Here is an 18,664-nt window from a genome sequence, read left to right as displayed (position 1 = left end):
GAACCATGGATCTCTCCATGCACAGCTATGCGGTTTCCCTGGAATGGACGGGCAACCGGGGAACCGGTACGTCCGGCTACCGGAATTACGGCCGCGACCACATCGTCCGGGCCGACGGCCTTCCGGATCTCGCCGGAACCGCGGATCCGACATTCCACGGTGACCGGGACCGCTGGAATCCGGAACAACTGCTGCTGACGGCACTCTCCCAGTGCCACATGCTCTCCTACCTGCATGTCGCGGTGAAAAACGGCATCACGGTCCTGGCTTACACCGACGACGCCACGGGCACCCTTCGGCTGAACCGGGACGGCAGCGGCGAGTTCACCGGTGTGGTGCTCCGCCCGCAGGTCACAGTCGCCGCGGAAGACTCAACCGGCGTGGCGGAAGAGCTGCATGCGGCAGCCAACCGCACCTGTTTCATTGCCCGCAGCGTGAACTTCCCGGTGCTGCACGAGCCTCAGACCATTGTGGCCGCCGGCTGACTGCCGAATCCAGCTACACAGCGTCCAGGGCCTGCAGCAGCGCTGTTTCCCGCGCTGCTGAGAGTCCGGACTTCCGCTCCCTGAACAGCCCGCGCTCCTGCTCGTCCTCCAGGATGTCGCGGACCGTTTGGCCGACGGGGCGCAGGGTAAGTCCCGCTGCCAGTGCGGCCGCGTTCGACCGGGTGGAGAAGCCGTCGTACCCCTCCGGCAGCCACAGCGGAAGCGAATCGCTCCCGGCCCAGTACGCCACGCCCTGCTCGTGGAGCCACTGCGGGTCCGCGCTGCGGAAACTCCCGTGGAATCCGGCTGCATCCGCAGAGAGAGTCAGCACCTCGCCAAAGGGAACAGCGGGGCCCATCACATTAAACGTGCCGGTTCGTGCCTCCTCGGCTCCGGCCACGAGCCAGGACGCCAGGTCGCGCACATCGACGGTTTGCGTCATCACTTCTGCCATGGCGGGAATCAGGACCGGGCTGCGTTCCTGGGCCAGGCGCGCCGGCCAATAGCCAAAGCGGTCACTCTCGTCCCCGGGCCCGGCGATCAGGCCCGGCCGGGTGACCAGCACGCCGCCGGGACCCAACGCCCGCACCAGCTCCTCACAGGACACCTTTCCTTCGCCGTACTCGTTGTCCGCCGGATCCGGATACACGCCGTCGACCGCCTCCAGGCCGGACACCAGGCCGGCGCTTTCGTCTTCGCCCGGAATGCCCTGGGACGCATAGACCGACGCGGTGGACACAAAGGACCAATACCCGCTCCGGCCTGCCAGCGCCTGCAGCGCCTCGCAGACCTGCTGCGGCTTGCGGGCGACGTCGATCACCGCATCCCAGCGGCCCTCGAGCCCGGCGTAGGCCTGGGGCCCGGCCTCCCGGTTGCCGGCGACGAAGGAGGCGCCGGTTACCGGCGGTCCTGATTCGCCCCGCGCCAGACAGGTTACGTCGTGGCCCCGCGCAACGGCCTGCCGGGCAGTCTCGCGGGACAGGAAGACGGTACCGCCAAGAATGAGGATGCGCATGTTCGAAGCCTATCCCGGTAGCCTTATTTGTGCCCGCAGCTTGCTTGCCAACACGGCAGCTCGCTTCCCGAAACGAAAGGGACGGTATCCGTCCGTTGCTGACCGCCGCAGAAGCTGACACGTCATCCATAAGCATCGAAGACTTTGACTGGTCCGGCCTGATCCAGGCCGGAGTCATCATTGTCATCGGCATGCTTGTCTGGACGGCAGCGAGATTCCTGATCAACCGCGTTGTCCGGCGCGCGCAGAAGGGCTATGCCCTCTTCAGTTCCTCGAAGCTGAAATGGGCCCAGCCCGTCATGCGCAACCTGGACAAAAGCGGCGTGCCCAACGTGCCGACACCATCGGAGCGCTCCTGCGCAGCGCGGTGAGCCTGTGCATTTGGACCGTGGTCATCATCATGGTGCTGGGAGCCGTTGGCCTGGACATTGCGCCGCTGATCGCCAGCGTGGGAATCGTCGGCATTACCCTCGGCTTCGGCGCCCGAGAGCTTATCCGTGACGCCCTGGCCGGATTTTTCATCACCATCGAAGACCAGTACGGCATCGGCGACGTCATTGAAGTGGGTGACACCATTGGAACCGTGCAGTCGGTTGGTATCCGGATCACCCGGATGGTCGATACCCGCGGCGTGATCTGGTACATCCGCAACGGCGAGCTGGCCAAGGTCGGCAACCGTTCCCAGGGCGACTTCCGCGAGCCGCCGGAAGAACCGGACACCGCGCCGGGCGCTGTTTCAGTATCCGACGCCGCGCCTGCCGCACCGGCAGCACCGGCAACAGCACCGGCCGCACCGGTTTCACAGTCCGCAGTTTCAACCAGGGGAGAATCACGGTGAGCACCCCGGCAACACCCTCCGAAAACCGCCCCGCGCTTCCTGTGTCCCCCGTACCGCCGGCAGCGTCACGGCTGCCACTGTCCGGCCAGCCGGGATTCGCCCAGCCCGCCTACACCGACAATTTCTATGAAGCGGTGGGCGGGCATGCCACCTTCGTCAAACTCGTCGACGTCTTTTACGACGGCGTCGCGGAGGACCCCCTGATGCGGCCCATGTACCCCGAGGAAGACCTCACAGCCGCAAAGGAGCGCCTGCTGCTGTTCCTGGAACAGTACTGGGGCGGCCCGCGGACCTATTCGGAGCAGCGGGGGCACCCGCGGCTGCGGATGCGCCACATGCCGTTCGCTGTCAGCCCCCAGGCACGCGACGCCTGGCTCCGGCACATGCGCGGCGCCGTGGACTCCCTGGAGCTGTCCCCGCTGCACGAGGCAACCCTCTGGGATTATCTGGAGCGGGCAGCCCACTCCATGGTCAACTCCGCCTAGCCGCTGCGGCTCCTGCCCCTGCGCGGCACGGAAAGCACGCCCTCGTCAGAACTCCAGAACGGAAGCGGAGCGGACCAATACATGTCCCCGCGGCATGCTCAACCGGGTCCACCGGCCGCAGCGGAAGGTCGCTGCGCTGCCGGCACCATCGCCGGCAGCGGCACCGTCGCCGTCGCCGGCAGCGGGAAGGAAGCCCAGCGTCAATGCCGCGAACGCCGCCCCCGCCGGAATGACCGCATCAACGCCGGGCAGCCGCTGCCCCCAGACGGCACCCCGGGCGGTGCTCACCACGGGTGCGCCCGAACTGGCCGGAACCAGGGCCGCGACTTCCCGGATCCCCCGGTGGGCGGCCTGCTCCAGCAGCTTGAAGGGAACGTCGGCTCCGCGTTCCCATCCGCTGCGCGGCGCGCCCACCCCGTCCAGCTCTCGGTGACCGTCGTGGGCGGCACCGGAATTACGGTTTCGGCGCCGTCCATGCGTGCCAGCCGGTCGGCGACGGACGCGAGCGAAACGACGGTGTCAAGATGCGCCGGCTCCGCCAGCGGCATGGTGCGCATCCCCAGGACGGTGGGAACGTCCTCGCCCAGCGCACGCGGCCGCAGCACGCAAACGTAGGCGGCGAGCACGGAGCCGACGGCCTGCAGCCGCACCGCACCGTCATCGGCTGCCCGGGCACGGACCACGAACGTGCGCAGGTCCGCGGTCACCTGCGGATCAGCCAGGGCAAGTCCGCCGGGAGCGCCGGGAACCGCTGCGGCACCGGCGGTCATCGCAGTGCTCCGTCCGGTTCGGCGGCCGCGCCCCCGCGCGGCTGCCCGGTGCCGCCGTTCCGGAACGGAACCGGCCCGCCGCTCCAGTGTTCCAGGACGCGGACCTGCTGATCGGACAGCGGCAGCGGGCGCCCGGTCCGGGCATCAGCCACGACGAGCGTGCTCTGCGCCAGGGCATAGACCCGGCCACCGTCGTCGTCCGCGATGCGGAAGCCGTAGGTCAGGCTGGACGTGCCGATCCCGGTAACCCAGATCTCGGCCCACACAGGTTCCTGCCGGTAAACCAGGGGTGCCAGATACTCGATCTCCTGGCGGGCGACGACGGCCATGCCGGACTGCGCCGTCAGGGACCGGAAATTCAATCCCGGGTTGCCGGGAGACAGTGCCTCCCCCAAAGGCATCAGACCGAGCCGCACACGTGCCTCCTCCAGGAACTGGATAAAGCGCACGTTGTTGACGTGCCCGTTGGAATCCTCGTCGCCGAAGCGTAGTTGGATCGGAAAACGATTGATAGGCATTAGCCCATCCTCTCAAATCCGGGGGCCAACCCGGTAAACCCCCGGCTTGGGGGTTCCCGGCGGGTGCGTCTAATCTCGAAGAGGGACCCGGCAAGTTGCCGGTTGCCCTCCCCACCGCTGAGCTTTCCCGAGGAGACTAACCACCCATGGCCCTAGACGACACCGTCGACCCCACCACATCGCTGCTGAACCTGCTGAACCTCAGCCCTGCGGACGGTGCCCAGACGGACGAGGACATCTTCGTTGGCGGTTCACAGCCGGAACCGCAAAAGCGGATCTTCGGCGGTCAGGTTCTGGGACAGTCGCTCGTCGCGGCAGCGAACACGGTGGAGCCCGGGCGGCTGATGCACTCCATGCACGGCTACTTCCTTCGTCCCGGAGACACTGAGGTTCCCATCACCTTCGGAGTTCAGCGGCTGCGGGACGGCAGGTCGTTTTCGGCCCGCAGAACCCATGCCTACCAGAACGGCGTGCCCATCCTGTCGATGATCGCGTCTTTCCAGGTGCCCGGTGAGGGCCTGGACCACCAGGTGGAGATGCCCGGCGGAATTCCCGACCCGGAATCCCTGCCCACCACTGCGGAGCTGCTCCGGGGCATCGATCATCCGGTTGCCAAGGCATGGTCCCACCGCCGGCCCATGGACATCCGGCACGTGGAAAAGCCGGTGTACTTTGAGGCCGGGCCGGACAAGGTGGCCCGCAATGCGGTCTGGATGAAGTCCTTCGGTCCGCTGCCCGATGACCAGAACCTGCACCGCGCCGCCCTGGCGTATGCCAGCGACTACACGCTGCTGGAATCGGTGCTCCGCCGCCACGGGCTGGCCTGGTCAGCCCGCGGCATGTCCGTCGCCAGTCTCGACCACGCCATGTGGTGGCACCGCCCGCTGCGGGTCGACGAATGGCTGCTGTACGTTCAGAAATCCCCCAGCGCGTCCGGCGCCCGCGGTCTGGCCAGCGGCCGGATCTTCAACCGTGCCGGCGAGCTCGTGGCCACAGTCGCCCAGGAAGGCATGGTGCGGGTTCCCGACCTGCCCTAAGCTCACCGGGGGCGCTCCGCATTCCCCGGAAGCCGAAAAGGAAACCCGCTCCGTTGTACGGAGCGGGTTTCTTCCGGGGATGGCCGGAACGGCCGTATTCCCTAGTCGCGCGTCAGGCGGCGGTGGGTCACCCGGTGCGGTTTCGCCGCATCCGGGCCCAGGCGCTCGATCTTGTTCTGCTCGTAGGCTTCGAAGTTGCCCTCGAACCAGTACCAGTTCGCCGGATTCTCTTCAGTGCCCTCGTAGGCCAGGATGTGGGTGGACACCCGGTCCAGGAACCACCGGTCGTGCGAGACCACCACGGCGCAGCCCGGGAATTCCAGCAGCGCATTCTCCAGGCTGGAGAGGGTTTCGACGTCGAGGTCGTTAGTGGGCTCATCGAGCAGGAGCAGGTTTCCGCCCTGTTTGAGCGTCATGGCCAGGTTCAGGCGGTTGCGCTCACCGCCGGACAGCACGCCGGCCTTCTTCTGCTGGTCCGGGCCCTTGAACCCGAACGCGGAGACGTAGGCACGCGAAGGCATTTCGACCTGGCCGACCTGGATCCAGTCATGCCCGTCGGACACAACCTCCCAGAGGCTCTTCTCCGGATCGATGCCGCCGCGGGACTGGTCGACGTAGGAGATCTTGACCGAGTCACCGATCTTCAGGTCACCGCCGTCGAGTTCTTCCAGACCGACGATGGTCTTGAACAGCGTGGACTTACCCACACCGTTGGGACCAATGACGCCAACGATGCCGTTGCGCGGCAGTGAGAAGGAGAGGCCTTCAATGAGCTGGCGGTCGCCGTAACCCTTCTGCAGGTCCTTGGCTTCCAGCACCAGGGAGCCCAGGCGCGGGCCCGGCGGAATCTGGATTTCTTCGAAGTCCAGTTTGCGGGTGCGGTCGGCCTCGGCAGCCATTTCCTCGTAGCGGGCCAGACGGGCCTTGGACTTGGTCTGGCGGCCCTTGGCGTTGGAACGGACCCAGTCCAGTTCCTCCGTCAGGCGCTTGGCCAGCTTCTGGTCCTTCTTACCCTGGACCTCCAGCCGTGCCCGCTTCTTCTCCAGGTACGTGGAGTAGTTGCCTTCGTAGGGGTACAGGTGTCCGCGGTCCACTTCGGCGATCCACTGGGCCACATGGTCCAGGAAGTAGCGGTCGTGGGTGACGGCCAGGACGGCGCCGTGGTACGCGGAGAGGTGCTGCTCGAGCCAAAGAACGCTCTCGGCGTCCAAGTGGTTGGTGGGCTCATCAAGGAGGAGCAGATCAGGCTTTTGCAGCAGCAGCTTGCACAGTGCCACGCGACGGCGCTCACCACCCGAGAGCAGTGTTACGTCAGCCTCGGGCGGCGGGCAGCGCAGGGCGTCCATGGCCTGCTCGAGCTGGGAGTCGATATCCCACGCATCGGCGGCGTCAATGGCTTCCTGCAGCTTGCCCATTTCCTCCAGCAGGCTGTCAAAGTCTGCGTCCGGTTCGGACATTGCCTCCGAAATTTCGTTGAACCGCTGAATTTTTGCATAGATCTCACCAACGCCCTCCTGGACGTTGCCGAGTACGGTCTTCTCCTCATTCAGCGGCGGTTCCTGGAGCAGGATGCCCACGGTGTAGCCGGCGCTGAGCCGGGCCTCACCGTTGGACGGGGTATCCAGTCCGGCCATGATCTTGAGGATGGTGGACTTACCCGCACCGTTGGGACCCACCACGCCGATCTTGGCACCGGGGTAGAAGGACATGCTTACGTCGTCGAGGATAACTTTGTCGCCAACGGCCTTGCGGGCCTTGGTCATCGTGTAGATAAATTCCGCCATAGAACTAAGGCTAGTGCGTCAACTGGGATAAGTGCCATTTGACCCGGTGCCCGTGAAACTTACGCCGCTGCCGCACCTGCCCTGCCTGCGCCCCGCCCGATGCCCTGTCCGGCGCGTGGGCCTGCGCTCCGGACGTACCTAATGTCCTGGAGATTACAGCTAGCGCTGGTCTCCAACGAAGCAGAACCCCGAGTCCAGCAGGGGAAGGGCAGTTACTGCCACCTGTCCCTCACGTACTTCACCGAAGAGGCAGTCGCCTCCGTGTGGGGCGGCCCCGCGGATGGAGTCAACGGCCAGCCCGGTTGGTGTGCGGTCCAGTGAAACCTCCACGGAGCCCGCGGTGAAGCCCGCCTCGGTGAATGCCCGCCGAACTTCATCGCGGCTGGGAGTGGGCGTTGCTGCGGCGAGCGCTGTCAGCGAGGCCGTGAGCGTATCAGCCGTCGGCTGGGATGCCACCGGAAGCGCCGGCGCGGCGACGCCGGCAACTTCCACCGGACCGGCCGCACCCGGAGCTGCCGGAACCGCAGCCGGGGCAAGCAAAGCCGCGGACCCGGCCAGCAGGACGGTCAGGGTCAGCAGGGACAGCCGGCGGTTGCGCGGTGCACGAATCATCCGCCCATTCTGCCATGCCCCCGCCCGGATGCCTCCACGGCGGCAAAGGGATCGCCGGGGCCGTCACCGGCCCCCTCACCGGTTTCCTCACGACCGGCTTCCTCACCGCCTGTTTCCGCACCGATCAATTCTCCGGTGTCCAGGTCCAGGTCCGCCGGAAGGTCGTCACCGCTTTCTTCAGTGCCGGAGGTGCCGGTGGCGGTACGGTCCTGGACATTGCGCCGGTAGTTGGCGGTCCCCCACATCAGGTCATGCCCTACGCTCTCGGCATCGATGTCAACCGCGGTACCGCTGCGCCCATCCTCCAGTGCCCACTGCCGAACTTTCAACCGCCCGGTCACGAGCACACGGTCTCCCTTATGGATGCTGAAAGCCGCGTTGGTTGCCAGCTGCCGGAACAGGCTGACCGAATACCAATTTGTCTGGCCGTCGACCCAGCTGCCGGCGTCCCGGTCATAGCGCCGTTCAGTGGAGCACATTCGGAAACTGGCGATGGCCAGCCCGCTGTCGGCCGTGGTGCTCCGGACTTCCGTGGCTACGTAGCCACGGACCGTGATGGTGTCGCTCATGCTGTTCCCCTTCCGCGCCGGCCGGACGGATTCCCGCCGGTACACGAAAGTCTGGGCCGGTAAACCCTCCTCAGCGCGCCGCGGCCTGGGAACTGTGGAAAACGGGCCGCGGTTACGGTGCGGCGGACGGGTGTGCAGGGCAAAGCGGATCCGCGCCAGTGAAGTCCGCCGCGGATACCACCGTGGCTTCCCCAGCGCCGATATGGGCCAGGCGGCGTACGCCGTTCCATTCAAGCTGGTAAGTGCCCGCGGAGCGGGCCGAGCGGGCCTGCAGTTCGGCCCGCACCAGTTTCGCGGCTCCCGTCCCGTCCGCAGCCCATTCGAGCCCGGCGACCACCCCGGGCACGACCACCAGCCCGCGGACCGCACCCCTCCGCACCACTGCGGCGGCAGGGCCGGCAGCAGCAGGACGGCGGACGGATGCCCCGCGGATGTCCGGCTCTGGATCAGGCACTCAGCAACTGCGGCCACATAGCCCAAATTTCCATCGATCTGGAAGGGCGGATGGGCGCTGAACAGGTTCGGATACAACCCGCCGGCCCACTGCCGTCCTTCTCCGGCACCGGCGCTCCGAAGGATCAGGGGCAGCAGCCGCCCGACGGCCTCTGCTTGCCCGAGCCGCGCCCGCATCGCCATTTTCCAGACCAGCGACCACCCGGTGGAATCATCGCCCCGGCCGTCCAGCGTGCGTGAAACAGCCGCTGCAAGCGCTGCGTCGAGATCCCCGCGGCCCGGATAGGCAAACCACACGTGGGACAGGTGGCGGTGGTGGGGTTCCGGGTGCCGGAAGTTGTCCGCCCATTCCGACACCAGCCCCTCCGGTGTGAGCGGGACTGGCGGGAGCAGCCGCAGTGCCTCCGCAGCCCGGCGAACCACAGGGTCCTGCTCCGGACCGAGCTCCAGGGCGTCCCTGAAGAGCTGCCGAATCATCGCGATGTCAGCGGTGGAGGACCGGGCCGCTGCGGCCTGCCCCTCGGGAGTCTGGAAATGGTTCTCCGGTGATGTGGACGGCACAGTGCCAAGGGATCCGTCAGGCATCGGCTGAAGCCACACCAGATAGAACCGGCAGGCACCGAGGATGATGGTCCGCACTTGCCGGATTTGTGCCTCAGTGGAGGTGCCGAACCGCAGATGTTCGGCAAGTTGCGTGGACAGCCAAGCCGCTCCCAGCGGCCAGAAGGACCAGGCCGCGTCGCCTGCGACGGGGAGGAAAAAGCCCACGCGTCGGTGTTGTGATGGACGACCCAGCCCGGAAGGCCGTAGACCCTTGCCGCTGTGGCCTCCCCGTTCCGGGCCAGAGCGGCGGCCAGCTCCAGGAACGGCTCAAAGCACTCTGCCAGGTTTGCCGGCCCGGCTCCCCAGTAGTTCATTTCGGTGTTGATGTTCAGCGTGTAGTTCGAGCTCCACGGCGGCTGCATGTCCTCGTTCCAAAGCCCCTGCAGTGTCGCCGGCAGGGATCCCGGGCGCGAGCTGCACAGCAGCAGATACCGGCCGTAATTGAACAGCAGCGCAGCGAGCTGCGGGGCAGCGTCCCGGTTGCCGATCAGGGCCGTCACGTCCGCGTCCGCCACTGCCGGGGAGGCCGCCCCTCCCGGCGAGACTGCCCCGCCCGGGGAGGCTGCCACCTGCGGCGAGGATGCCGCAGACGGTCCCAGGCTGAGCGCGGCCCGGCCGTACAGGCTGCCGTGGGCGGCGAGATGTTCAGCACGCGGCGTTTCGCTTCCGGCGCTCAGCGCCTCTCGTGCCCTGGCCTCCGCCCGCTCATACGCTTCGGCGGCCGAGCCCCGGGGCTGGACGCCAAGTGCCGCGAAGGTGGTGTCCGTGGCCAGGCAAATACGCGCCCGCGTGACTCCGCCGGCACTCAGGCCGCTGTCCGTCGTTGCGGATTCCCCGCCGTCGTGTTCCCAGCACAGGACGACGGCGCCAGCCAGTGCCGGCCCACCGTACGTTACGCCGGCGCCGGGTCCGGCATGGGCGGGCGCTACATCGGAGGGCAGGAGCAACTGCAGCCCGTGCGTACCGGCGCTGCCGGCACTGCCGTGGATCCGAAGCTGACTCTGCAGCTCCACCGCGAGGTGCATCGGATGGTCAGCTTCCACTTCCACAACCAGCACCCCGCGGACAGCCGACACGAAGACCTGCTGGGTTACCCGGTTGCCCCGCATCCGGTAGCTGTGGGTATGGATGCCGGTCCGCAGGTCCAGGGCGCGCCGGTAAGTGCCGCGATCCGGCTGCACAGCTCCCTGACCTGCCGTAATCACCAGATCGGCGAAAGGCAGGTATGACTGCGTGTAGGGCTGAGACATCCCGGCGAGGCACTGCTCCGCTGCGGAATACCGTCCATCACGGATGAGCTGACGGGCTTTGCGAAGCTCCTCCGCGTTCCGGGCGGCATCCTGCGGTTCAGCGAACAGTTCACTGGCCGGGGACCCGGACCATGCCGTCCCGTCATTGAGCCGGATCAGGTCCCGCCCCGCTCCGCCAAAACACATTGCTCCCAGCCGTCCGTTGCCCAGCGGCAACGCTTCGGTGAAGGCCAGCGCCGGCTCCGGGTACCCCAGCACGTGGAAACGGCCGGAAGCAATGTCGGCACCGCCGCTGGCATTCGCTGCGGCCATCAGTGCACCCGCAGGGCAGACAGGGTCACCGGTCCGCGGACAACGAGGCGAAGCGCGTCCGTTGCGGAGTCCGGCACGGTGAGCGTCACCGTGCCGCACGTCCCGGCCGGAACGGACGCTGCCCCGCCGTGTCCGGCGCGGAGCCACTGCCCGCCCAGCCCCCGGGATTGCAGCTCCACGCTGCCGCCGCCGGAGCTGACCACCTGCACTTCCGCCCCGCTCTCCCGGCCGCCGGCTCCGCCCTCCCGGCCCGCGCCGGGAGCTTCCCAGCCACGGTATTCGGCCCAGGCAGGGCGCGAGGAATCTTTCGGCGCCACTGCCGTGCCCGTTCCGCGTGTTTCGGGCACCAGTTCGAGGTTGCTGCACGCGTCGAACGCCTCGGCGGGGATCCGGCCGCCGCGCCGGCGCAGCGGGCCGCCGTCACCGTCGGCCTCCACGACGGCCTGCAGCGGCAGGTTGCCGGCGGAAGAGCCCGCGAGCAGGACATACCGCCCGGGCTCCACGAGCATCCGCCCGGCCGTGAGGCTGAACGTTTCGAAGGCACCGGTGCTGACCGTGATCCGCTCCGTGTGCCGCTGTCCGGGCTGCAGCAGCACCCTGGAGTGCCCGGCCAGCCGCCGCCGGGGAAAGTCGGCCCGGTGCCCGGCAGCGGTGACATAGAGCTGGATCACCTCCTGCGCGGGCCGGGTGCCGTCGTTGGAAACCGTGACGTCGACGGTGAACGTGCCGGCGCCAGCGAAGACTCCGGACGCTCCGGCAACGCTGAGCTCCTCGTAGTGGACGCAGCCGTACGTCAGCCCGTGCCCGAACGGAAACAACGGCTCAGCCCCGCTGTATTGATAGGTCGCCCCGGAGCTGATGATGTCGTAGTCCAGGATGTCTGGCAGGTCCGAATCCGCCGCGTACCAGGTCTGCGGCAGGCGGCCGGCCGGTTCGGCCGCCCCGCTGAGGACAGCGTCCATGGCATGTCCCAGTTCCTGTCCGCCGTGGGAGGACCACACGATGGCAGGCAGGTCGGCGAGCGCGCCGAGGGCATAGGGGTAGGAGGAAATGATGGCCAGGACGGTGCGGGGATTAGCCTCATGCACCGCCCGGACCAGCTCCTGATCGGACTGGGACAGCTCAAGCGTGCGGCGGTCCAGGGTTTCCCGTCCGCCCAGGTGCGGATCGTTGCCCACCGCCACGACGACGACGTCGGCTGCGGCTGCTGCCTGCACCGCTGCGGCGACTCCGGCCCTGACGGTGCGCAGGACGAACCGGTCAGCTCCGGCCGCTGTTCCCGCGACCAGCAGGGCACTGCCCGTGTGCGCCTCCACGTGCACCCATTTGCCCGTGCCGGTGTGCTGGATGGCCACTGTGCCGTCGTCGTCGCGGTGCAGCCGGAAACTCTCCTGCACCACCCATCCCCCTACCCGCGGCGCTGACGGGTACAGGTAGGCGCCGGAACCGCCGGTCACAAGCAGCCCGGTGCCCACGCTGCGCAGCGTGAGCTCTCCGCTGCCCCAGTCCTTGACCTCAAACTGCTCCGCCTCCCCGGCTGTGGAGGCAATGCAGGACAGAGCCTCGTCGGCAGCGGCCGAGCCCAGGTATTTTCCGGTTCGCACGCTCCGCAAAGCCAGGGTGTCAGTCCCCTCCGTGATATTGACATCCCCATACCGCCCGGCGAGCGCCTCGGCCGGGCTGACGGAGTAGGTGGGCGTACCGCTGTACCAGTCGGTCAGCACCCGGGTGGCCGGCACACCGATGACCGCCACCCGCCCGGGGTCTGCCCCCAGGGGAAGGAGCCGCGACTGGTCCGCCGCACCGGCAACGGGTTCGTTGCGCAGCAGCACCACCGACTTGGCCGCAGCTTCAGCCGCCAGGGCCCGGTGGGCCGCACTATCGACTGCTTCACCGGACGCGAGCGGATCTCGGGCCCCTTCGAATTCGCCGGTCCGTTCGCGCAGCTTCAGCAGGCGGAGCACGCTGCGGTCAATGTCCTCCGGGGTGAGCAGGCCCCGGTCCAGTGCCTGGCGCAGGTGCGCAATGGTGGGTCCCGGGTCGGTTCCGTCGTCGGTGAAATTGTCCACGCCGGCACGGACGGCGGCGGCATGGGCAGCCGCAGCGTCCGGAAAGTACTTCTCGGCCGTGTACAGGCTGGTGGGGGCGCCCGCGTCGGTAACGACCACCAGGTCCTCCCCGCCGTGCCACCGCCTCAGGTGTTCTCCCACCAGGTCACTGACGTGTGCAGGCCGCCCGTTGACGAGGTTGTAGGCAAGCATGACTGCGCCCACGTTTCCGTCCTCCACCGGGATCCGGTACGCGGGGAGTTCGTACTCGTGGAGGACCCGGAGCCGCAGCTGCGTGGAGGACACATTGCGGTCGGTTTCGTTGTTGTATCCCAGGAAGTGCTTCAGCGTGGGGACGGTGAGCCAGTGCCCGCCGGCGCCCCGCAGGCCACGGCAGAAGGCCGCAGCGAGGATTCCGGTCAACCGCGGATCCTCGGAGAATCCCTCCTCGTTGCGGCCCCACAGCGGGTGGCGCAGCGGATTCACGACCGGCGCCCAGACGTTCAGGCTCACGGTGGGATCGTCGGCCTTCTTCGCCCGGACTTCTCGTCCAATGGCGTTCCCGACCCGCCGGAGCAGGTCTTCGTCCCAGCTCGCGGCCAGCCCAACGGTCTGCGGAAAAACGGTGGCGGTGCCGAGCCACGCCACCCCGTGCGCTGCTTCGGTGCCCGTGCGGAACTCTGCCAGGCCCAGCTCCTGAAGCGCCGGCGAATGCTGGTGCAGCAGTGCGGTCTTCTGGGCCTGGGTCATAGCCGCCAGGAAGTTTTCCGGAGTGCGGTTCGCTAGCTGCGTCACCATGTTTCTTCCGTTCAGTCGTTGGTTGATCGAAGCGCTTCCCTGCGGTCGCGGGAGGCTGAGTCCCGACGCAGGTCGCCGTTCGGTCCTGCGATGGGCGCTCTGGACCTGTATTTGCAAGCCATCCTACGGCGTGAGCGGCATCACAAAAAATGCTTGCATCCCTACAAGTGGTGCTTTAGGGTCGAGAAGAATCGAATCGATTCGACAGTGTGGCTCCACCGCCGCACCACGGACTGCCAACCGACCGGAACAACCGATCCACAAAGGAGTGGGACATGCCCCGCGACAAAGCCCTGCGCAACCGTCCGAAAACCACAGACACCGGTACTGCAGCGGGCCTGCTGGGCCAGCTCTCCAAGCGCCCGGTCGACCGCAGGTCCTTCTGGGCCTCCTGGGCGGCGCAGCCGTCGCGGCCAGCGTGCCCGCCTTCCTCACCGCCTGCGGCAGCGGAGGCGCAACATCGCAGATCACCTCCTCCAAAGATTTGGGCGCCACGATTGCACAACTGATCCCCAACCACTATCCGATCAGCCTGGCGACTCCCGACATCCCCGGCGTCAACGGTTCGACGCCGGGCTTCACCTCCCTCCCGGCCGACCTGACGGCCTCGGTTGCCTCCGTTCCAGGCAAGGGCGGAACGTACACCGCCATGAGCCCGGCCTGGTGGACGGTCCCTCCGGCGCTCCCCGAAAACAGCTACTACACCAGCGTCAACAAAGAACTGGGAGCGACCGTCAAATTCCAGGTCAATGACGGAAACACGTACTACGACAAGATCCAGACGGTGCTCGCCTCGCCCAAGGATGTGCCGGACTGGGTGGTCATCCCGTCCTGGAATCTTCCGCCGCGGTTTGGGCAGGCGGCCGAAAACCTCTTCACTGACCTGTCCGAATACCTGGCCGGCGACAAGGTCAAGAAGTACCCGAACCTCGCGAACCTGCCCACCGACGCCTGGAAGTTCAGTGTGTTCAACGGCGGACTCTACGGCCTTCCATATCCCGGAACGCTGCTGAACGATGCGTTCTTCTTCCGGGCGGACCTGTTCGAAGAACTGGGTCTGAAGCAACCGGCCTCCGCGGCCGAGTATTTGGACATTGCGAAAGAGGCCACCGACGCGTCCAAGAGCCGCTGGGGCTCCGACGATGTGTGGAACCTGGCCCAGATCATGCACGGCGTGCCGCCAATGTGGCAGGAGATTGACGGAAAGCTCCAGCACAAGCTGGAAAGCGATCAATATCGGGCGGCCCTGGAATGGATCGCCAAGCTGTTCGCTTCCGGCGCGGTGCATCCGGATGCCGTGGCGGGCAACACTCAGATGGCCAAATCCCGGTTTGAATCCGGTGCGGTCCTGATGACCGGCGACGGGCTGGGCAGTTGGCACGAGGCCCTCGCCCGCGTGCTGCCGACCAATCCGCAGTTCCGCATGCAGGCCATGGATTTCTTCGCACCCGACGGCGGCAAGCCCACCCTGTTCAAAGCCTCGCCTGCCAGCATCTTCAGCTTCGTCAAGAAGAACGAGGACAAGTCGAAGATCGAGGAGATCCTGGCGCTGGCCGATTACATGGCGGCACCGTTCGGCACCGTAGAGAACCGGCTCATCACCAACGGCGTCGAAGGAGTCCACTACACCCTCGACGGCCAGAACGTGCCCCAGGCCACCGACAAGGGACGCGCTGAAGTCACCAGCACCTATGCGTTCCTGGTCAGTCCTCCGGTCGTGAATTCCATGGTCCAGTATCCGGGATATGTACAGGAGCGCAGCGAGTGGGAAGCGCGGCAGGCTCCCAACGTGCAGGAGGGCCTGTTCTTCGGGATGCAGATTCAGGAGGACACCAAATTCGCTTCCCTGGGCAAGCCGTTTGACGACCTGGCCAAAGACATTGCCCGGGGACGCAAGTCCATGTCTGACCTCGACTCCGCCCTGGCCACCTGGAAGAAGTCCGGCGGCGACGAGCTGCGCGACTTCTACGCCGGCTTCCTCAACGCCTGATGAGGAACAGTGCGCCCACGGCGGTGGCCCAGCGCGAATCAGGTCCGGGAACCGTTCCCCGCCCGGGAATGGCAGGGGTCCAGCGCCGGCTGACCCTGCGGACACGGCTGCGGCGGGACAAGTCCCTGCTGCTGATGACCGTCCCCGCCGTCGCCCTGCTGATCGTCTTCTCCTATGTCCCGATCCTGGGCAACGTCGTTGCCTTCAAGGACTATTCCCCCTTTATCGGGATTGCGGACAGTCCCTGGGTGGGTCTGCAAAATTTTGCCCGCGTCTTTGTCGACCCGAACTTCTACCTTGCCGTCCAGAACACACTGGTGATCACCGGGTTCCAGCTCGTCTTTTTCTTCCCGGTCCCCATCGCCCTGGCCCTGCTGCTGAACTCACTGGTACGGCCGGCCATGCGTGCCACCATCCAGGCCGTCGTCTATCTGCCCCACTTCTTCTCCTGGGTGCTCGTTGTCTCAGTGTTCCAGCAGATCTTCGGCGGCGCAGGACTGCTCAACCAGCTGCTGGCTTCCCGCGGGTGGGGCGGCATGGACATCATGACCAATCCCGACACCTTCCTGTTCCTGATTACGTCCCAATCCATCTGGAAGGACGCCGGCTGGGGCATCATCGTGTTTTTGGCGGCGCTGAACGCGATCGATCCCGCACAGTATGAGGCTGCCGCGGTCGACGGCGCGAACCGCCGCCAGCGGTTGTGGCACATTACCCTGCCCGGGCTGCGCCCGGTGATTATCCTGCTGCTGATCCTGCGGCTCGGTGATGCCCTATCGGTGGGCTTCGAACAGCTCATTCTGCAGCGGGCGGCGGTTGGAGCCGGGGCTTCCGAAGTCCTGGACACCTTCGTCTATTACACCGGGGTCCAAAACGGCGACTGGAGTTATGCGGCAGCCGCCGGGCTCGTCAAAGGCCTGGTCTCCCTGGGACTCATCCTTGGAGCCAACAAGATAGCCCACCTGATGGGTGAAAACGGGGTGTACTCAAAGTCATGACAGTTCTCATGGATTCCGAAAAACCGGACCGCCGCTCCAGCGGAAGGCCGGCCTGGGAGGAAGAGCCCTCCGCGGCCGGGAAGGCCGCCAAAGCGTTGGTCCTCACCCTGGTGGTGCTGGCGGTCCTCGGGCCGCTGTACACGATCGTCCTCACCAGCCTGTCCTCGCAGGCCACCATCACCGAAGCGGGCGGGCTGGTCCTGATTCCCGACGGCATCACCTTTGACGCTTACCGCCAGATTCTCGACGGCGGCGTGGTCACGCGCGCCGTCGCCGTAAGCGTGGGCGTTACCGCCGTCGGCACCCTGCTGAGCGTCGTCGTATCAGTCCTGTGCGCCTACGGCCTGTCCAGGCCCGGCACCTTCGCCCACACGCCCATCCTGTTCATCCTGCTGATCACCATGTTCTTTGGCGCCGGAATGATTCCGACCTACCTGCTGGTCTCCGGGCTGGGGCTGATCAACTCCTACTGGGCGCTGATCCTCCCCGGAGCCGTGTCGGTGTTCAACATCATCATCCTGCGGGGGTTCTTTATGGGCATTGACCAGGGGATCCTGGACAGCGCCCGGATCGACGGCGCCAGCGAGTGGCGCATCCTGGGCCAGATTGTGCTCCCCATGTCGAAAGCGGTGACGGCTGTCATCGCGCTGTTTTACGGCGTCGGATATTGGAACGCGTTCTTCAACGCCGTCCTCTACATCAACGACAGCTCCAAGAACCCGCTCCAGGTGGTCCTGCGCTCCTACGTGCTGCAGGGTGTTTCAGTGCCGGGGCAGATCGACATCGGGCAGGGCGTCGCCGCCTCCCTTGCCCTGCAGATGGCAGTGATCGTCATCGCCATGGTGCCCATCCTGTTTGTCTATCCCTTTGTGCAAAAGCACTTCACCAAGGGCGTCATGATTGGCGCGGTGAAGGGCTGATGACGACGGCGGACGCCGGGGCCCGGGGACGGCGCCGGCAGCCCGGCCCCGCCGGACGGTCAGGACGCGGGCGGAGACGGCATCAGCGGTGCGGCGGAGCCGCCGTCGTCGTGCGCACGTCCAGCGCCGGGAGGATCAGGCGCAGTTCAACCGGTTTGTCCGAGTTCAGCCTGTCCATCACCATCTCCACCGCCGCACGGCCGATCTCCCTGGCCGGAATGCTGACGGCCGTCCAGGGCCGGGCTGACGCAGTGGCCACATCGACGGGTGCCACCGCGACGACCGAGACATCATCGGGCACGCTCAGCCCAATTCCGGCCAGCGCTTCGCGCAGCATCGGCACCAGTGCCTCGTTGTGCACCACCAGCCCGGTAACCGCGGAGTCGCCGCGGCCGGAGCGGAAGATGTGATCCAGCACTTCGCCCAGATCTGCGGAGGTGGCGCCGCTGGCATGCAGGCTGCAGCCGAGGCCGGCGTCCCGGCACGCCTGCTCAAACCCCGACGCTGCGCGGTCGGCATACGTCGCATGCCGGGCCAGGGAAGCCGGCGGAGAACCAATGAAGGCAACGCTTTGATGACCCAGGTCCGCCAGGTGCCGGACAGCAATTTTGGAGGCTGACGCAAAATCGAAGTCAACACAGCTCAAACCCTGCGCATCGTCGGGAAGGCCGATCAGCACCGCGGGCTTGCGGAGCTTGGCCAGGCGCGGGATGCGCGGGTCGGCTGCCTCAATGTCCATCATGATCAGTCCGTCCACCATGGACCGGGACGTCACGCGCTCAATCCCTTCGGCGTCGTCCTGGGTGAGCAGCAGGACATCCTGGTCGAACTCCCGGGCCGCGGAAACGACGGCGGCGACGAACTGCATCACCACGCTCACATTGACGTCAGCGCGCAGCGGGGCCATCAGTCCCAGCACATTGGAGCGGTTGGACGCCAGGGAACGTGCTCCCGCGTGGGGACTGTAACCGAGCCGGCTGACGGCCTCCTGCACCTGCCTGCGGGTTTCTTCGGAGATGCTGCGCTTACCGCTGAGCACGTAGGAGACGGTGCTCGTGGATACCCCGGCTGCTCGGGCTACTTCGCTCATCGTGGGCATCGCGCACTGTTCCTTTCCGGCCGGCTGCAGGATCCCCCGCTGCGACAGCTGTTCGTCGGCTGTCGATGGAATTCGACACC

At 66.7% G+C, this 18,664-nt stretch carries 16 protein-coding genes and 2 pseudogenes; 8 read left to right on the top strand and 10 right to left on the bottom strand.

Going from position 1 to position 18,664, the window contains the following annotated elements:
• The first annotated feature begins 5 nt into the window (after positions 1 to 5).
• The gene (locus tag OL239_RS07805) at positions 6 to 485 is read left to right on the top strand and encodes an OsmC family protein (RefSeq protein WP_268911372.1); all 480 of its coding nucleotides are present in this window, start codon (positions 6 to 8) and stop codon (positions 483 to 485) included.
• 13 nt (positions 486 to 498) lie between these two features.
• On the opposite strand, the gene OL239_RS07800 is transcribed toward OL239_RS07805, so the two are convergent.
• The gene (locus OL239_RS07800) at positions 499 to 1,500 is read right to left on the bottom strand and encodes an epimerase (RefSeq protein WP_268911371.1); all 1,002 of its coding nucleotides are present in this window, start codon (positions 1,498 to 1,500) and stop codon (positions 499 to 501) included.
• A 95-nt stretch (positions 1,501 to 1,595) separates the two neighbouring features.
• On the opposite strand from OL239_RS07800, the gene OL239_RS07795 reads away from it, so the two are divergent.
• The 3 genes from OL239_RS07795 to OL239_RS07785 are packed head-to-tail and all read left to right on the top strand — an operon-like array spanning position 1,596 to position 2,823.
• A complete protein-coding gene (locus OL239_RS07795; RefSeq protein ID WP_268911370.1) occupies positions 1,596 to 1,871 on the top strand; it encodes a hypothetical protein in 276 nt (91 codons plus the stop codon).
• Positions 1,868 to 2,338, top strand: coding sequence for a mechanosensitive ion channel family protein (locus tag OL239_RS07790; protein ID WP_268911369.1), 471 nt, complete (start codon positions 1,868 to 1,870; stop codon positions 2,336 to 2,338). The genes OL239_RS07795 and OL239_RS07790 overlap by 4 nt, the downstream gene beginning before the upstream one ends.
• A 41-nt stretch (positions 2,339 to 2,379) precedes the next feature.
• Positions 2,380 to 2,823, top strand: a complete 444-nt coding sequence (locus OL239_RS07785; RefSeq protein ID WP_442864287.1) for a globin — start codon at positions 2,380 to 2,382, stop codon at positions 2,821 to 2,823.
• 45 nt (positions 2,824 to 2,868) lie between these two features.
• Here OL239_RS07785 and OL239_RS07780 read toward each other — a convergent pair.
• Both OL239_RS07780 and OL239_RS07775 read right to left on the bottom strand, forming a co-directional pair.
• Positions 2,869 to 3,593 (bottom strand): annotated as a pseudogene (locus OL239_RS07780) (hypothetical protein).
• Complete coding sequence (locus tag OL239_RS07775) at positions 3,590 to 4,111, bottom strand: acyl-CoA thioesterase (RefSeq protein ID WP_268911368.1); 522 nt, start codon at positions 4,109 to 4,111, stop codon at positions 3,590 to 3,592. Before OL239_RS07775 ends, OL239_RS07780 begins: the two are co-directional and overlap by 4 nt.
• Positions 4,112 to 4,257: 146 nt before the next feature.
• Here OL239_RS07775 and OL239_RS07770 point away from each other — a divergent pair, with 146 nt between their 5' ends.
• Positions 4,258 to 5,148, top strand: coding sequence for an acyl-CoA thioesterase (locus OL239_RS07770; protein WP_268911367.1), 891 nt, complete (start codon positions 4,258 to 4,260; stop codon positions 5,146 to 5,148).
• 101 nt (positions 5,149 to 5,249) lie between these two features.
• Here the strand turns inward: OL239_RS07770 and ettA are convergent, their stop codons facing one another.
• The 6 genes and pseudogenes from ettA to OL239_RS07740 all read right to left on the bottom strand — a co-directional run bounded on the left by ettA (position 5,250) and on the right by OL239_RS07740 (position 13,577).
• Positions 5,250 to 6,932 (bottom strand): energy-dependent translational throttle protein EttA, encoded by a 1,683-nt coding sequence (ettA, locus tag OL239_RS07765; protein ID WP_268911366.1) that lies wholly within the window; start codon positions 6,930 to 6,932, stop codon positions 5,250 to 5,252.
• 159 nt (positions 6,933 to 7,091) lie between these two features.
• Positions 7,092 to 7,544 carry a DUF6993 domain-containing protein gene (locus OL239_RS07760; protein ID WP_268911365.1) on the bottom strand — a complete coding sequence of 151 codons (453 nt, stop codon included), beginning with the start codon at positions 7,542 to 7,544 and terminating at the stop codon, positions 7,092 to 7,094.
• The gene (locus OL239_RS07755) at positions 7,541 to 8,113 is read right to left on the bottom strand and encodes a single-stranded DNA-binding protein (RefSeq protein ID WP_268911364.1); all 573 of its coding nucleotides are present in this window, start codon (positions 8,111 to 8,113) and stop codon (positions 7,541 to 7,543) included. The genes OL239_RS07760 and OL239_RS07755 overlap by 4 nt, the downstream gene beginning before the upstream one ends.
• 112 nt (positions 8,114 to 8,225) lie before the next feature.
• On the bottom strand, positions 8,226 to 8,567 hold the full coding sequence (locus OL239_RS07750; RefSeq protein ID WP_268911363.1) for a hypothetical protein: 342 nt from the start codon (positions 8,565 to 8,567) through the stop codon (positions 8,226 to 8,228).
• Between the two features lie 53 nt (positions 8,568 to 8,620).
• Positions 8,621 to 10,731 (bottom strand): annotated as a pseudogene (locus tag OL239_RS07745) (glycoside hydrolase family 95 protein); the annotation flags it as partial.
• Positions 10,731 to 13,577: a beta-glucosidase family protein gene (locus OL239_RS07740; RefSeq protein ID WP_268911361.1), complete on the bottom strand. Its 2,847-nt coding sequence runs from the start codon at positions 13,575 to 13,577 to the stop codon at positions 10,731 to 10,733. The pseudogene OL239_RS07745 and the gene OL239_RS07740, both read right to left, overlap by 1 nt.
• Before the next feature lie 418 nt (positions 13,578 to 13,995).
• Here OL239_RS07740 and OL239_RS07735 point away from each other — a divergent pair, with 418 nt between their 5' ends.
• The 3 genes from OL239_RS07735 to OL239_RS07725 all read left to right on the top strand — a co-directional run bounded on the left by OL239_RS07735 (position 13,996) and on the right by OL239_RS07725 (position 17,485).
• The gene (locus OL239_RS07735) at positions 13,996 to 15,567 is read left to right on the top strand and encodes an extracellular solute-binding protein (protein ID WP_268911360.1); all 1,572 of its coding nucleotides are present in this window, start codon (positions 13,996 to 13,998) and stop codon (positions 15,565 to 15,567) included.
• Positions 15,568 to 15,635: 68 nt separating this feature from the next.
• A complete protein-coding gene (locus OL239_RS07730; protein WP_268911701.1) occupies positions 15,636 to 16,565 on the top strand; it encodes an ABC transporter permease in 930 nt (309 codons plus the stop codon).
• A complete protein-coding gene (locus tag OL239_RS07725) occupies positions 16,562 to 17,485 on the top strand; it encodes a carbohydrate ABC transporter permease (protein WP_268911359.1) in 924 nt (307 codons plus the stop codon). The genes OL239_RS07730 and OL239_RS07725 overlap by 4 nt, the downstream gene beginning before the upstream one ends.
• A gap of 82 nt (positions 17,486 to 17,567) precedes the next feature.
• On the opposite strand, the gene OL239_RS07720 is transcribed toward OL239_RS07725, so the two are convergent.
• Positions 17,568 to 18,584 carry a LacI family DNA-binding transcriptional regulator gene (locus OL239_RS07720; protein ID WP_268911358.1) on the bottom strand — a complete coding sequence of 339 codons (1,017 nt, stop codon included), beginning with the start codon at positions 18,582 to 18,584 and terminating at the stop codon, positions 17,568 to 17,570.
• Positions 18,585 to 18,664: the final 80 nt, after the last annotated feature.

It is taken from the genome of Arthrobacter sp. ATA002 (assembly GCF_026898095.1).
In the GTDB taxonomy this organism is placed as follows: domain Bacteria; phylum Actinomycetota; class Actinomycetes; order Actinomycetales; family Micrococcaceae; genus Arthrobacter_B.
This window is presented reverse-complemented; position numbering and strand designations above follow the sequence as displayed.

Excerpts from the sequence above, each read along its gene's own strand:
- OL239_RS07770 (WP_268911367.1), top strand. The coding sequence starts at position 4,258 with ATGGCCCTAGACGACACCGTCGACCCCACCACATCGCTGCTGAACCTG.
- OL239_RS07760 (WP_268911365.1), bottom strand. The coding sequence starts at position 7,544 with ATGATTCGTGCACCGCGCAACCGCCGGCTGTCCCTGCTGACCCTGACC.
- OL239_RS07755 (WP_268911364.1), bottom strand. The coding sequence starts at position 8,113 with ATGAGCGACACCATCACGGTCCGTGGCTACGTAGCCACGGAAGTCCGG.
- OL239_RS07805 (WP_268911372.1), top strand. The coding sequence starts at position 6 with ATGGATCTCTCCATGCACAGCTATGCGGTTTCCCTGGAATGGACGGGC.
- OL239_RS07800 (WP_268911371.1), bottom strand. The coding sequence starts at position 1,500 with ATGCGCATCCTCATTCTTGGCGGTACCGTCTTCCTGTCCCGCGAGACT.
- OL239_RS07740 (WP_268911361.1), bottom strand. The coding sequence starts at position 13,577 with ATGGTGACGCAGCTAGCGAACCGCACTCCGGAAAACTTCCTGGCGGCT.
- OL239_RS07775 (WP_268911368.1), bottom strand. The coding sequence starts at position 4,111 with ATGCCTATCAATCGTTTTCCGATCCAACTACGCTTCGGCGACGAGGAT.
- OL239_RS07730 (WP_268911701.1), top strand. The coding sequence starts at position 15,636 with ATGGCAGGGGTCCAGCGCCGGCTGACCCTGCGGACACGGCTGCGGCGG.
- OL239_RS07725 (WP_268911359.1), top strand. The coding sequence starts at position 16,562 with ATGACAGTTCTCATGGATTCCGAAAAACCGGACCGCCGCTCCAGCGGA.
- ettA (WP_268911366.1), bottom strand. The coding sequence starts at position 6,932 with ATGGCGGAATTTATCTACACGATGACCAAGGCCCGCAAGGCCGTTGGC.
- OL239_RS07720 (WP_268911358.1), bottom strand. The coding sequence starts at position 18,584 with ATGCCCACGATGAGCGAAGTAGCCCGAGCAGCCGGGGTATCCACGAGC.